This window comes from Aquimonas voraii (assembly GCF_900101825.1).
Lineage (GTDB): Bacteria > Pseudomonadota > Gammaproteobacteria > Xanthomonadales > Xanthomonadaceae > Aquimonas > Aquimonas voraii.
The window spans coordinates 235,478-249,587 of the sequence record NZ_FNAG01000001.1; the positions used below are offsets into that span (position 1 = coordinate 235,478).

Consider the following 14,110-nt stretch of genomic DNA (forward strand, 5'->3'; position numbering starts at 1 on the left):
CACGCTTCGGTCATACTCGACGCCCGGTCTGCCCATGGACGGGGCAGCCGTAGAGAATCGGGGAGGAGATCGATGTCCAACCAGCGCCACACACCTTCGCGCAGACCGGCGCGCACCGACCACTGGACCTTCTTCAGGCAGTGGCTGCGCAATCCGCTGGCAACCGCGGCCATTTCGCCCTCCGGTGCGCAGCTGGCGCGGCTGATGCTGGCCGAGCTGCCCGTCGATGCGCGTCGCGTGATCGAGCTGGGCGGCGGCACCGGCGTGTTTACCGCGGCCCTGCTGGATCACGGCATCCGCGAGTCCGACCTGATGGTGGTGGAGCTCAACGAGGAGCTGCACCAGCACCTCAGCCAGCGCTTTCCCGGTGCCCACGTCGCCTGCGGAGACGCCCGCGAGCTTGCGAGCCTGGCCGAACGCTGCGGCTTCCCCGAGGGCGGCCTGGCGGACGCCGTGGTCTCGGGCCTGGGATTGCTGTCGATGAGCCGCAGCACCCAGCAGGCGATCGTCGCCTCGGCCTTCGAGTGCATGCGTCCCGGCGGCTGTTTCATCCAGTTCACCTACGGGCCGACCTGCCCGGTGGGCCGTGATGTGCAGCGCGCGCTCGGGCTGCAGGTCAAACGTGCGGGCGTCGCCCTGTGGAACGTGCCGCCGGCGACGGTCTACGTGTTCTCCCGCGCGGCCTGAGGCACGCGGGCTCGCGCGCCGGGCGCTGTGGACTTGACGCACGTTCTGGTCCGTCAATTGCAGGCAGGCTTCCCGACCATGCGCGCGCCCGCTTCCGCCCCCTTCCTGCTGTCCATCCTGCTGCTCGTGCTGCAGTTCGCCGGCGCCGTGGCCCGTGCGCAGGAGGCGGTGGAGGACGCCGTGGAGTCCACGCCCCCGGCTGCGGCCCTGCACGAGTTGGCCCGGCGCACCTGGACCACCCGCGAAGGCCTGCCGCACAACTCAATCAATGCGCTGGCGCAGACCGCCGACGGCTACCTCTGGCTGGCGACCTGGGAAGGCGTGGCCCGCTACAACGGCCGCGAGTTCAAGCTGTTCGGCCGTGAGCAGCTGCCGCCGCTGGAAGACGTCGCCATGCGCAGCCTGCATGTGGACCACGAAGGCGGGCTCTGGGTCGGCGGCGTGCGCGGCGACCTGCTGCGCTACCACCGCGGCGAGTGGACCCGGCTGGAGCCGGCCTCGGCCTTCGTCAATGCCCTGCTGCTGGACCGCGCCGGCCGCCTCTGGGTCGGCCAGGAAGGCGGTGGCCTGCTGCGCGTGGACCCGGACGGCAGCCGCCACGCCTATGGGCGGGCCCAGGGCATGCTGGGCGACAGCGTGTTCGAGCTGGTCATGGATTCGTCCGGCCGCGTGTTCGCCGGAACCTCTGGCGGACTGGTGCGGATCGAGGGCGAACACGCCATCGAGGTGCGCTACAGCGAGGATGGCGGCAATCCCGCAGTGCTTGGCCTGAATCTCGATCGGCAGGGACGCATCCTGCTGTCCACCGCGCGCGGCGCGTTCCGCACCCTGAGTGCGGACTACGCCAGTGGCTTCGAGCCGCTGCACCCGCAGCTCAGCGGCCGCGGCGTGTTCCGTATGGTCGAAGGCCCCGACGGCGCGCTTTGGATCGGCCTGGCGGTGGATGGCCTCGGGCGCCTGCTGGATGGCGAGCTGCAGACCCTGGGCACGACCGAAGGCCTGCCCAACAGCCGTGTCCTGTCCCTGCTGCTGGACCAGGAAGGCGCCCTGTGGACGGCCACCAACGGCGGCCTGATGCGGCTCGGCTCGGCGCCATTTTCGACCCTGACCGACGCCCAGGGTCTGAGCGACAACTTCGTGCGCGCGGTGCTGCGGACCACCGGCGGCGAGCTGTGGATCGGCACGGGCCGCGGCTTGAACCTCTGGAAGGAGGGCCGCCTGCAGCCGCCGCTGGAGGACCCGCGCCTCGCCGGCGCCTCGGTGCTGAGCCTCGCCGAGGATCGCGACGGCAGCCTGCTGGTCGGTACCTTCGACCGCGGCGTGCTGCGCGCGCGCGACGGTCGTGTGGTCGAAACCATCGATACGCGCCGCGGGCTGGCCTACAACCAGGTACGGGCGCTGGTGGTCGATCGCGAAGGGGCAATGTGGATCGGCACGATTGCCGGGCTCGCCGTGCTCGACCCCGGCGCCGAGCGCGTGCGACCGATCTTGGCTGGCCCGGCCGGCGATTTCGTCAACACGCTGCACGAGGACGCAGCAGGGCGGATCTGGGTCGGCACCACCCGCGGCCTGGATCGGGTCGTCGACGGCAGTCGCGCGGAGGCTGGGGTGGCACTGCCTGCGGATGCGCGCTCGGTATTCTCGATCACCGCCGACAGCGCGGACGACGCGCTGTGGGTGGCGAGCGATCGCGGCCTGATGCGCCTGAATCCGGAGAGCGGCCGTCTTGGCTTGATCAGCCGCGCCCAGGGCCTGCCGATGGAGAAGGTGTTCCATGCGCTCGCCGACGGCAGTGGCCACCTCTGGCTGTCGACCAATCGCGGCGCCGTGCGCATTCGCCGCGAGGACGCGCTGGCGGTGCTGGGCGGCAGGCTGCCGCGCCTCACCGCTGACCTGTTTGACGAATCGCACGGCATGGCCAGCAGCCAGTGCAATACCGGCAGCCCACCGGCCGATCTCGATGCCGAGGGCAATGTCTGGATCGGCACTGCGATCGGCGCCGTCCGCATCCGCCGCGAGCGCCTCGCCGAACGTACTGCGCGGCCGCTGCCGACCGTGCTTGAGCGCGCCGCCGCGGAAGGCCGCGAGCTGCCGCTGGATCGTCCCGCCCAGCTGCCGCCCGGCACCAGCCGCATCGACTTCAGCGTCGCCGGGCTCGGCTTCGTGATGCCCGAGCGGATCAGCTACCGCTACCGGCTGGAAGGCTTCGACACCGACTGGGTGGAACGTGGGCGCCTGCACGCGGTCGAGTACACCAACCTCGCGCCGGGCAGCTACCGCCTGCGTGCCCAGGCCGCTTATGCCGGCACCGCCTGGGACTCTCCCGAGGCCAACTTCGAGTTCGAGATCCTGCCCGCACCCTGGCAGCGCCCCTGGGTGCAGGCTCTGATCGCCCTGCTGATGCTGGCGTTGGCCTTCGGCATCTACCGCCTTCGCGTGCGCGCGTTGCGGACCCGTGCGGAAGGCCTGCAGGCCGCCGTGGAGCGCAAGACCGCCGAGCTGCGCGCGTCGACCGAGCGCCTGTTGGCCGCCGACGCCGACAAGACCCGGCTGATGGAGCAGCTGCGCGAGCAGGCCGAGGCCTTCGAACGGCAGGCGCGCGAAGACGCCTTGACCGGGCTTGCCAACCGCCGCGCGTTCGATGAGACGGCGGCCCGCGAGTTCAGCCGCGCGCGCCGCATGGGCACGCCGCTGTGTCTGGCGATGATCGACATCGACCACTTCAAACGGGTCAACGATACCTACAGCCATGCGGCCGGCGATGCCGTCATCGTGCGCCTGGCCCAGCTGATGAAGCGCCAGTGTCGCGGCATGGACGTGATCGCACGCTGGGGCGGCGAGGAGTTCGCCCTGCTGCTGCCGCAGGCGCGCCTGCAGGATGCCGAAGGCGTCTGCGAACGCCTGCGCGCAGCTTTCGAGGAGCAGCGCTACGAGGACATCGATCCGAACCTGCGCCTGACCATCAGCATCGGTCTGGCTTCGGAGGAAGGTGTCAACAGCCATGAGCAGCTGCTGGTGCGCGCCGATGCCGCGCTGTACGCGGCCAAGCGTGGCGGTCGCAATCGCGTGGTGCTGTCCTCCACCGAATAGTCGGCTGCAGGCCTGAGCCGACATCCTGCGCCGGATTCAGCCGCCGCGGTCGGAGCGCAGGGCCTTGAGCGCGGCCTCCCGTCCCGCCGCCTCGCGTCCGGCCAGCAGGCCGAGTGCGACGATGCCGGCCATCACGATCGCCGCCCCGGTCCAGGCGGTCGCGCCGGGCAGGGCTTCGGCGAACAGCAGGGCGCCCAGCACCGAGGCGAAGACGATTTCCGCGGCCTGCATCGCTTCCACCGCACCCAAGGCACCCGGTTGGTCCTGCACGCGGCCGGTGGCCTCGAAGAACAGCACGGTGGCGATGATCCCGGCGAACAGGGCGACGCCGCCGGCCAGCCAGACCTGCTCCGCGGGTGGCGCCCCGCTGCGGGCAAACGCGAGGGCAGCGATGGCGAACCACAGCGGCTGGCTGGCCAGCGTCATGCCGAACACGCGCTGGGTCGCGTTCAAGCGCTCGCCGGTCTTCTCCAGATGCAGCAGCAGGCCGCGATTGCCCAGCGGGTAGGCGAAGGCCGAGACCCCGACCACGCCGAGCGCGATCCAGTCGGCGAGACGCAGCGCGCCGCCGGCGGCATCGAACTGCATCAGCAGCACGCCGCCGATCATCGCCAGCGCGACCGCGAACACGGCCCGCGGCACGCGAGCTCTCGAGTCGCGATACAGCAGCGGCGCGCACAGCATTCCGGCCACCACGGTCAGCTGGAAGCTGCCGGCGATCAGCCAGGACGGCCCGGTCGAGGCCGCCCAGGCGAGGCAGACATAGAACAGTCCGAAGCCGATGCCGCTCCACAGCAGCCAAGGCCCCGGTCTGCGGCGAAGGCTCGCCCACACGGGTGCCACGCCGCCCTGCCAGGCCATCAGCGGCAGCATCAGCGGCAGGGTGATCAGGTAGCGCAGGCAGGCCGTCCACAGCCAGTCGCCCTCGGCATCGGCGGCGGCGCGGTTCAGCACATAGGTGGCGCTGAAGAACAGGGCCGAAGCCAGACCCAGCGCGATCGCGAGATACGCGCCGCGCTTCGCGCTCGCCGGCATGTCAGTCCTGGGCGAAGCGCCGGTAGGCGCCGCGCAGGTAGAGCAGGGGTTCGAGCTCGGAGGACTCGAAGCCTTCGACCTCGGCCAGCAGGATCACGTGATCACCGCCGGCGTAGCGCTCGACGATCCGGCAGGCGAAGCGAGTCACGCAGCCCGGCAGCAGGGGCAGCCCACCCGGCCCGCGTTCGAGCTCGATCCCCGCAAAGCGATCGATGCCGTGGGTGGCGAAGCGCTGCGACAGCTCGCGCTGATCGGCGCCGAGCACATGCACCGCGTAGTGGCTGGCGCGCTGGAAGGCCTCGAACGAGGCTGCGCGCCGGGCGATGCACCACTGCACCAGCGGCGGCTCCAGCGAGACCGAGGAGAAGCTGTTGACCGTCAGGCCGACATCGTGGGCCGCCACGCCGTCGGCGCCGGGGTCACGCGCGGTGACGATGGTGACGCCGGTGGCAAAGCTGCCAAGCGCGCGGCGGAGTTCGGCGTGGGGTTTGGTCATTGCCGGGGCTGTGCAGTAGGGATGGCGATAGTAGCGTCGGGTGGTCGGGATTGGGCGCACGGACCGCGCGTCAAGCCCCTCTCCCCGTGTGGAGCGGAGCGGGCCGTGATCAAGCTCCCGATGGGAGCTTGAGGCCCGATGAGCCCGAGCGAAGCGAAGGTAGGGGTTGGGGAGAGGGGGAGCAGGCCTCGCGGGGCGTTTGCCCCCTCTCCCCCGACCCCTCTCCCACGAGGGGAGAGGGGAGACAGGCTCTGGCTTGCCCGCCAGAGATCAAGTCCCTTCAGCGCTCGACTTCACCAGCGCCTCCACCTGCGGCCACACATGCGCCAGCAGCCGCGGCTGCGCCTCTGCGGTCGGATGCAGGTTGTCCGGAAGAAAAGCCTCGCGATCGGTGGCGATGGGCTCCAGCAGGAAGGGCAGCAGCGCCGTGCCGTGGGTCTCCGCCAGCTCTGCGAACATCCCGTGGAAAGCCTGCGTGTAGTCCGGGCCATAGTTCGGTGGGATATGCATGCCGATCAGCAGCACCTTGGCGCCCGCGGCCTGGCTGGCGCTGATCATGCGCGTCAGATTGGCGCGGGCTTGCCCCAGGTCGAGGCCGCGCAGGCCGTCGTTGGCGCCGAGTTCAATGATCACGACCGAGGGCTCATGCGCCTTCAGATCCGCCTCGATGCGCGCAGCGCCGCCAGCGGTGGTTTCGCCGCTGATGCTGGCGTTCACGACGCTCCAGCCGGGGTGTTCCTGGGCGAGCTTCTCGCCCAGCAGATGCACCCAGCCCTGTTCCTTCGACAGGTTGTAGGCGGCCGAGAGCGAATCGCCGACCACCAGCACCGTGCGTTTGGGCACTGGGCTTTCGGCCATCGAGGCCGCAGAAAGCAGCAGGGCCAGCAGCATCACCACGAATGTGATGACGCCACGTTCAGATCGGCTGGGCGAGGCTGCGCGGGTTTGCAGGATCAAAGACATGGAGTTCCCGTGATGGATGGATCGAGCGAGCCGCGCCGCGAGGGCGCTGGCAGTGGGGCGGCTTCGACGCGCGAGGCGCTGCGTGCGCAGGCCTTGGGCAAGCGGGTACAGCTGCCGACCGGGCCGCTGACCATACTTGAGGACGTCAGTTTCTCGATCAAGGCGGGTGAAACCGTTGCGATTGTCGGCGCCTCCGGTTCAGGCAAATCGACCCTGCTCTCGCTGTTGGCCGGGCTGGACACGCCCTCTTCGGGCGAGGTCGAGCTGGCCGGCGAGCCGCTGTCCAAGCTCGATGAGGACGGGCGCGCCGCGGTGCGTGGGCGCCATGTCGGCTTCGTGTTCCAGAGCTTCCAGCTGCTGCCTTCATTGACGGCGCTCGAGAACGTGATGCTCCCGCTGGAGCTGTCCGGCGCGAAGGACGCCGAAACGCAGGCCCGCGAGATCCTGCGCCAGGTCGGCCTGTCCGAGCGCCTCAGCCACTACCCGCGCCAGCTCTCGGGTGGCGAGCAGCAGCGCGTGGCCCTGGCCCGCGCCTTCGTCACCCGGCCGGCGGTGCTGTTCGCCGACGAGCCCACCGGCAACCTCGACACCAAGACCGGCGAGTCGGTGGTCGAGCTGCTGTTCGAGATGAACGCCAGCAGCGGCACCACGCTGGTGCTTGTCACCCACGACCCCAAGCTCGCGGCCCGCTGCGGCCGCGTGCTGCGCATCGATGCCGGGCGGCTGCTGGCATGAGGCTGCTCAAGCTCGCCTGGCGCTTCACCCGCCGCGACCTCGCCTCGGGCGAGGTGCGCGTGCTGCTGGCGGCGCTGATGCTGGCCGTGGCCGGCGTCACCGCAGTGGCTGCGCTCACCGATCGCGCCGAGCGCGCGCTGGCGATGGAGGCCAACCGCCTGCTCGGCGGGGATGCCGTGCTGCGCGCCGACCAGCCGATCGGCGAGGGCCCGCGCGCGCTGGCCGCCGAGCTCGGCCTGCAGGTCGCCGAGACCCACGGCTTTCCGAGCATGGTCCGCGCCGGCGAGGCCCTGCGCCTGTCCGACATCCGCGCTCTCTCCGAGGGCTATCCGCTGCGCGGCGAGTTCCTGCTGATCGACGCGCAAGGCCGCGAGTACGCGGCCGACGGCATCCCTGCGCGTGGCGAGGTCTGGATCACCCGTGCGGGTGCCGAGGCCCTTCAGGTGGGCATCGGCGATACGCTCAAGATCGGCAGCAGCGAGCTGAGGCTGTCGGCCCTGATCGCGCAGGAGCCGGACGCCGCGCTCGACTACTTCAACGTCGCACCCAAGGTCTCGATCAACCTCGCCGACCTCGAAGCCACCGGCCTGGTGCAGGTCGGCAGCCGCATCAGCTATCGCTTCGCGGTGGCCGGCGATGCGTCCGCGGTGGCGCGCTGGATCCGCGCCCAGCGCGAGGACCTCGGCCGCGGCCAGCGGCTGGAAACGGTGCAGGACGCCCGCCCCGAGCTGCGCAACGCGCTGGAGCGTGCGGATCGCTTCCTCGGCCTCGCCGCCCTGGTCGCGGTGGTGCTGTCGGCCATCGCCGTGGCCATGGCCGCACGCCGGCACAGCGCGCGCCATCTCGATGCCTGCGCGGTGCTGCGCTGCCTCGGCGCCGACCAGCGTGCGATCGTGGTGATCCAGCTCGGCGAGCTGCTGTTCCTCGGGCTGATGGGCAGCCTCGTCGGCGCCCTGATCGGCTACGGCCTGCAGGCCGGAGTCACCGCCTGGCTGGCGCAGGTGCTCGGTCTGTCGGTGCCTGCCCCCGGCCTGCTGCCGTTGGCGCAGGGCTTGGCCGTGGGCCTGATCGTGCTGTTCGCCTTTGCCGCGCCGCCGGTGCTGGCGCTGCGGCGGGTGCCGGCGCTGCGCGTGCTGCGGCGTGATCTCGGCGGCGTCGAGGCCAGCGCGGTCGCGGTGTCGCTGCTCGGGCTGGGCGCGCTGGCGGCGCTGCTGTGGTGGAAGGCCGGCTCGGTCAAGCTGGGCGCAGCCATGCTCGGCGGCATGCTCGGCACCTTCATCGTGCTGGCGCTGCTGGCGCTGGCGCTGGTGGCCGTGCTGAAGCGCGTGCGCGGCCGCCTGCGCGGCGTCTGGCGCTACGGGCTGGCCAACGTCTCGCGGCGCGCGGCGGTCAGCGTGGCGCAGATCAGTGCGCTGGGCCTGGGCCTGATGGTGCTGCTGATGCTCGGACAGGTGCGCGGCCAGCTGCTGGACCGCTGGCAGCAGGCCATTCCCGAGGACGCGCCAAATCGCTTCGTGGTCGGCGTGCAGGCCGACCAGGTCGAGGGCGCGCTGGAAGTCATGCAGGCGCGCGGCGTCGAAGCGCCGGGCCTGCTGCCGATGGTGCGCGGGCGCCTGGTGCAGCACAACGGCGAGGCGGTCACAGGCGAAAGCTATGCGGAGCGCGGCCAGCGCGCGCGCCGGCTGGCCGAGCGCGAGTTCAACCTGAGCTGGGCGCAGGATCTGGCCGTCGACGGCAACCCCGTGGTCGCCGGCCGCGCCTGGGATCCGTCCGGCACCGCGCCCGAAGTCTCGGTGGAGCAGGGCATTGCCGAGACGCTGGGCTGGTCGCTCGGCGACCGTATCGCGTTCGATGTGGCCGGCCGCGTGTTCGAGGCCGAGATCACCAGCCTGCGCGAGGTGACCTGGGAGGGCTTCCGACCCAACTTCTTCGTCATCGCCAACGCGCCGGCGCTGAAGGATTCGGCGGCCAGCTACATCACCGCGGTCAATGTGCCCCGCGGCGATGTCGAGTTCACGCGGACCCTGGTCGGGCGCTTCCCCAATGTCTCGGTGATCGACGTCGACGCCATCATCGAGCAGGTCCAGCGCACCGCGCGCCAGGCCACGCTGGCGGTGGAGTACGTGTTCTTCTTCACCCTGGGCGCCGGCCTGCTGGTGCTGGTCGCTGCGGTCACCAGCAGCCAGGATGAGCGCCTGCTTGAGGGTGGGGTGATGCGCGTGCTTGGCGCGCGCGGCCTGCAGCTGCGTCTCGCCCAGGCCAGCGAGTTCCTGGCGATCGGCATCATCGCCGGCGGTATCGCTGCGCTGGCGGCGACCGGGCTGACCGCGCTGGTGGCGGACATCGTGTTCGAGCTGCCCTTCGCACCCGATTGGGGGCATGTCGCCGCCGGCTTCGGTGCTGGCGTGCTGGCGGTGCTGGTGACCGGGCTGGCCGCCACGCGGCGTGTGGTCAGCACCCCGCCGGCCATCACCCTGCGGGCGCTGCAGGGGTGAGACCCGTCGCCGGAACATAGGGTGGGGCCCTGGCCCACCGCGGCATCAAGTCTCGCCGGAGGCTCGGAGAGACGAGTCATAGGGTGGGCCCTGGCCCACCGTGAGCTTTGCGCTCGCCTCGGTCCACCGTGTTTGTCGCCCCATTGTTCGCGCACCGCGGCAAAGTTCAAGGCCATGGTGGGCCAGGGCTCACCCTATGCGCTCGGCGTTGGCTCGCGCCGCGCCGTGCTCCGGCTAATCCCGAATCCCGAATCCCGAATCCCTCGCCGCAGCGTTGAGTTTCGCTGGGGCAGGACCCACTCTATGCAGGCTCGAAACACCGCCGTGACGCAGCACCTGCCCGCGGCACGCCCCAAGGAACTGGAATGCCCGACATCAAGATCTACAGCACGGCCGTCTGCCCCTACTGCGTGGCGGCCAAGAACTTCCTGAAGCAGCGCGGCCAGAGCTGGGAGGAGGTCCGTGTCGATCTCGACCCTGCCGTCCGCAAGGAAATCGTGGAGAAGACCGGCCGCACCTCGGTGCCGCAGATCTTCATCAACGGCCAGCACATCGGTGGCTTCGACGACATGGTGGCGCTGGACCGCGCGGGCGGCCTCGCGCCCCTGCTGGAGGCAGGCGCATGAGCAGCCGCGTGCAGGAGTTCACCGATTTCCGCAAGCGCATGAACGAGCGCATCCTGTCCGAGGACAATCAGGTGGTGCGCCGCTTCTTCGCGCTCGACACCCAGACCTACAAGGACGGCGCGCTCGACCACAAGACCAAGGAGCTGCTGGGTCTGGTCGCCTCCATGGTGCTGCGCTGCGACGACTGCATCAGCTACCACATCGCCCAGTGCAAGGAAGCCGGCGTCAATCGCGAGGAGTTCTTCGAGACCTTCTCGGTGGCGCTGGTGGTGGGCGGATCGATCGTGATCCCGCACCTGCGCCGCGGCGTGGATTTCCTGGATCAGCTGGAGGCTCCGGAGAGCACCTGACGGTGCTCTCCGGAGCGGGGATTCGGGAGTGGGGATTCGGGATTCGCTCGCGGCCTTCGACACCAGGGTGCGGCGACTCCGAAGCGCCTTGCCTCAGTCGGGAGACCGCTGGACCCCCGTTCCCATCTCCGCGAGCACAGGCTCTTCGCGGAGATGGCCCGCCAAGATTTCTCAAGAACAGGTGAGCCGCTACGCGGGGCAGGCTGTTCCCAGGTCAAGCACTCGCTTGGCATCCGCGACGCGTCATGCTCTGAACCGATTCCCGATTCCCGATTCCCGATTCCCGATTCCCGGCTCTCCATCGCACAACATCAACGCCCCAACAGCGAGGCCGCGCCCCATGAGCTCCCTCTACGACTTCAGCGTGCAGGACATCGACGCCCAGCCCCAGTCGCTGCGCGACTACGCCGGCCGCGTGCTGCTCATCGTCAACACCGCGAGCAAGTGCGGCTTCACCCCGCAGTACAAGGGGCTTGAAGCCCTGCATCGCAAGTACGAGGGCAAGGGCCTTACCGTAATGGGCTTTCCCTGCGACCAGTTCGGCCATCAGGAGCCCGGCGACGAGGCGGAGATCAAGAACTTCTGCAGCCTGAACTACGACGTGCACTTCCCGCTGTTCGCCAAGGTCGAGGTCAACGGCAAGGACGCCCACCCGCTGTTCCAGTACCTGAAGAAGGAAGCCAAGGGCATCCTCGGCAGCGAGGCGATCAAGTGGAATTTCACCAAGTTCCTGATCGACCGCGAGGGGCGGGTGGTCCGTCGCTATGCGCCGACGGACACCCCGGAGTCGATCGAGCGGGACATCGTAGAACTGTTGGGGTGAGACGCCGCGGTGCGTGAATAGGGTGGGCCCCGGCCCACCATGGGCTCCGCTCTCGCCTCGGTATTGCTTCATCGCTTCATCGCTCGAAGCGCGAAGGAACACCAAGAGCCTTCTGTCGGCCCTTCGGCCGGCCCGACCTTGGTGTTGTCATAGGGTGGGCCCTGGCCCACCATGAGCTCGACGGTCTCCTCTGTTCTGTTTCGCCGTTTCGCCGTTTCGCTGCTTCGTCGCGTGAAGCGAAGAGCAAGAGCTTTCGGTCAGCCCTTTGGGCTGCCCGACCTACCTTTCTTTGCGTGGCCAAAGAAAGGTAGGCCAAAGAAAGGCCACCCCTCGTCCGCGCCCTTCGCGCATCCGTGCGCGAAGGGTTCGCGTGAGTCGGTCGGGGTTTTCGGACAGGCCGTCCCTGGCCTGTCGAAAACCTTGGCCGCATCCCTGCGGCCAACCCTGCGGGCGATTCGACCGCCTCCCGCCGCTCCCCAGGGGCCCCGTTGAAGAGCGCGGGCTCCTGCCCGCAGAAGCCAAAACCAAAACCAAAGCCAAAGCCGAAGCCGAAGCGCAAAGCCGAAGCGCAAAGCCGAAGCGCAAAGCCGAAGCGCAAAGCCGAAGCGCAAAGCCGAAGCGCAAAGCCGAAGCGCAGGGCCGGGTGAGGGCTGGCGCCGCGCGAACCCAGGCACTGAACCTCGCCACTGCCCGCCCCAACGCCTTCGTGCCGCACAATACGCGGCTCTGCTCTCGAACCCCTCTCCCCGCGGGAGAGGGGCAGGGGTGAGGGGTCGGCCAGGCGACAGCCCTGACACCGCCGGCTCCGAATCCCGAATCCCCGCTCCCGAATCCCGGCTCCCCAATGCCCCTACTGCAACTGCTCAACCTCAGCCACAGCGTCGGCGGCCCGCCGCTGCTCGACCATATCGACCTCACCATCGAAGCCGGCGAGCGTGTCTGCATCGTCGGCCGCAACGGCGCCGGCAAGTCGACCCTGCTGCGCATCATCGCGGGAGAAATCGCGCCGGATGAAGGCGAGCGCCGCGTGTCCTCGGGCGTGCGTGTGGCACGGCTGGCGCAGGAAGTGCCGCAGGCGACCTCGGGCAGCATCTTCGAGGTGGTGACCGCGGGCTTGGGCGATCTCGGGCACTGGCTGGCGCGCTACCACGCGCTGCTGCCGCGCATCGAAGAGCCTGCCATCGCCAACGAGATCTCCGACCTGCAGGAGCGCATCGAGTCTGCCCAGGGCTGGGACCTCGACCAGCGCGTCGAGGCCGTGCTGACGCGGCTCGGCCTCGATGGCGAAGCGCAGTTCGCGGCGCTGTCGGGCGGCATGAAGCGCCGCGTGCTGTTGGGCCAGGCGCTGGTGTCGGCGCCGGACATCCTGCTGCTGGACGAGCCCACCAACCATCTCGACATCGACTCCATCGACTGGCTGGAAGAGACGCTGAAGTCGCTGCAGACGGCGCTGGTGTTCATCACCCACGACCGTCGCTTCCTGCGCGCGCTGGCCACGCGGATTCTCGAGATTGATCGCGGCCAGCTCACCAGCTGGCCCGGCGACTTCGACAACTACCTGCGGCGGCGCGAGGAGCGCCTGCATGCGGAAGCCCAGGCCGCCGCGCATTTCGACCGCAAGCTGGCCGAGGAAGAGGTGTGGATCCGCCAGGGCATCAAGGCGCGGCGCACCCGCAACGAGGGCCGCGTGCGTGCGCTGAAGGCGATGCGCCGCGAGCGCATGCAGCGGCGCGAGCTGCAGGGCCAGGTGAACATCCAGATGGCCTCGGCGGCGCCCTCCGGCAAGCGCGTGGCCGAGGCCAAGCACGTCACCCATGGCTACAACGGCCGCGTGCTGCTGCGCGATTTCTCGGTCAGCATCCAGCGCGGCGACCGCATCGGCCTCGTCGGGCCCAATGGCGTTGGCAAGACGACCCTGATCCGATTGCTGCTGGGTGAGGCCAAGCCCGATGTCGGAGAGATCGAGCTCGGCACCCAGCTGGAGATCGCCTATTTCGACCAGCACCGCCTGAGCCTGCGCGAGGATTGGAATGCGCTGGAGAACGTCGCCGAAGGCCGCGAGTACATCGAGCTCGACGGCCGTCGCAAGCATGCGCTCGGCTATCTGCAGGACTTCCTGTTCACGCCCGAGCGTGCACGTGCGCCGATCACCATGCTCTCCGGCGGCGAGCGCAACCGCCTGCTGCTGGCCAAGCTGTTCGCCCAGCCCAGCAACCTGCTGGTGATGGACGAGCCGACCAACGACCTCGATGTCGAAACCCTGGAACTGCTCGAAGAAAAGCTCGGCGAGTACCCCGGCACGCTGATTCTGGTCTCGCACGACCGCGAGTTCCTCGACAACGTGGTGACCAGCTGTCTCGTCTTCGAAGGTGAAGGCGTGGTCCGCGACTACGTCGGTGGCTACAGCGACTGGCTGGCCATGCGCGACGCGCAGGACACGGCCGGTACGGCCGGCACGGCCGCGTCCGCGCCCCCTGCGGTCGTCTCTGCGAGCGATGCATCGCCGGCCAAGAACGTCACTGCACCCGGGTCCGCTGCCGCGCCAAGGAAGAAGCTGAGCTACAAGGACCAGCGCGAGCTCGATCTCTTGCCACTGCGCATCGAAGAGCTCGAAATCCGCATCGCCGAACTTGGGCAGCGCATGGCGGATCCCGGCTTCTATCAGCAGCCCGCGGCCGAGGTCGCGGCCGCAGGCGCCGAGCTGTCCAAGCTGCAAGCTGAGCTGGAGGCTGCCTACGCGCGCTGGAGCGAACTCGACGGCTGAGAGCCTGTGAGACCCGCCGCCGGCTGCGGTCGCCGCTGGACGCCCG

Annotated in this window: 11 protein-coding genes; 8 read left to right on the forward strand and 3 right to left on the reverse strand. The window is 69.6% G+C overall.

The features are described from left to right. Window positions 1-72 precede the first annotated feature (72 nt). Both BLP83_RS00985 and BLP83_RS00990 read left to right on the forward strand, forming a co-directional pair. Window positions 73-687 (forward strand): class I SAM-dependent methyltransferase, encoded by a 615-nt coding sequence (locus tag BLP83_RS00985; RefSeq protein WP_091237758.1) that lies wholly within the window; start codon window positions 73-75, stop codon window positions 685-687. 78 nt (window positions 688-765) lie between these two features. After that, a complete protein-coding gene (locus BLP83_RS00990; RefSeq protein WP_091237760.1) occupies window positions 766-3,777 on the forward strand; it encodes a ligand-binding sensor domain-containing diguanylate cyclase in 3,012 nt (1,003 codons plus the stop codon). A 36-nt stretch (window positions 3,778-3,813) separates the two neighbouring features. Here BLP83_RS00990 and BLP83_RS00995 read toward each other — a convergent pair whose 3' ends face one another. From BLP83_RS00995 to BLP83_RS01005, 3 genes are all read right to left on the reverse strand, one after another. Continuing rightward, a complete protein-coding gene (locus BLP83_RS00995; RefSeq protein WP_091237762.1) occupies window positions 3,814-4,812 on the reverse strand; it encodes a multidrug resistance efflux transporter family protein in 999 nt (332 codons plus the stop codon). 1 nt (window position 4,813) lies between these two features. Next, complete coding sequence (locus BLP83_RS01000) at window positions 4,814-5,308, reverse strand: flavin reductase family protein (RefSeq protein ID WP_091237765.1); 495 nt, start codon at window positions 5,306-5,308, stop codon at window positions 4,814-4,816. 270 nt (window positions 5,309-5,578) lie between these two features. Beyond that, window positions 5,579-6,271 (reverse strand): arylesterase, encoded by a 693-nt coding sequence (locus BLP83_RS01005; RefSeq protein WP_218121162.1) that lies wholly within the window; start codon window positions 6,269-6,271, stop codon window positions 5,579-5,581. A gap of 12 nt (window positions 6,272-6,283) precedes the next feature. On the opposite strand from BLP83_RS01005, the gene BLP83_RS01010 reads away from it, so the two are divergent. From BLP83_RS01010 to BLP83_RS01035, 6 genes are all read left to right on the forward strand, one after another. Then, a complete protein-coding gene (locus tag BLP83_RS01010; RefSeq protein WP_091237768.1) occupies window positions 6,284-7,006 on the forward strand; it encodes an ABC transporter ATP-binding protein in 723 nt (240 codons plus the stop codon). Continuing rightward, window positions 7,003-9,501 (forward strand): ABC transporter permease, encoded by a 2,499-nt coding sequence (locus tag BLP83_RS01015; protein ID WP_091237770.1) that lies wholly within the window; start codon window positions 7,003-7,005, stop codon window positions 9,499-9,501. The genes BLP83_RS01010 and BLP83_RS01015 overlap by 4 nt, the downstream gene beginning before the upstream one ends. 365 nt (window positions 9,502-9,866) lie before the next feature. Next, window positions 9,867-10,127 carry a glutaredoxin 3 gene (grxC, locus tag BLP83_RS01020; protein ID WP_091237773.1) on the forward strand — a complete coding sequence of 87 codons (261 nt, stop codon included), beginning with the start codon at window positions 9,867-9,869 and terminating at the stop codon, window positions 10,125-10,127. Next, window positions 10,124-10,477 (forward strand): carboxymuconolactone decarboxylase family protein, encoded by a 354-nt coding sequence (locus tag BLP83_RS01025; protein WP_091237774.1) that lies wholly within the window; start codon window positions 10,124-10,126, stop codon window positions 10,475-10,477. The genes grxC and BLP83_RS01025 overlap by 4 nt, the downstream gene beginning before the upstream one ends. Before the next feature lie 340 nt (window positions 10,478-10,817). After that, complete coding sequence (locus BLP83_RS01030) at window positions 10,818-11,300, forward strand: glutathione peroxidase (protein ID WP_091237777.1); 483 nt, start codon at window positions 10,818-10,820, stop codon at window positions 11,298-11,300. A gap of 844 nt (window positions 11,301-12,144) precedes the next feature. Beyond that, a complete protein-coding gene (locus tag BLP83_RS01035; protein ID WP_091237780.1) occupies window positions 12,145-14,064 on the forward strand; it encodes an ATP-binding cassette domain-containing protein in 1,920 nt (639 codons plus the stop codon). Window positions 14,065-14,110 lie beyond the last annotated feature (46 nt).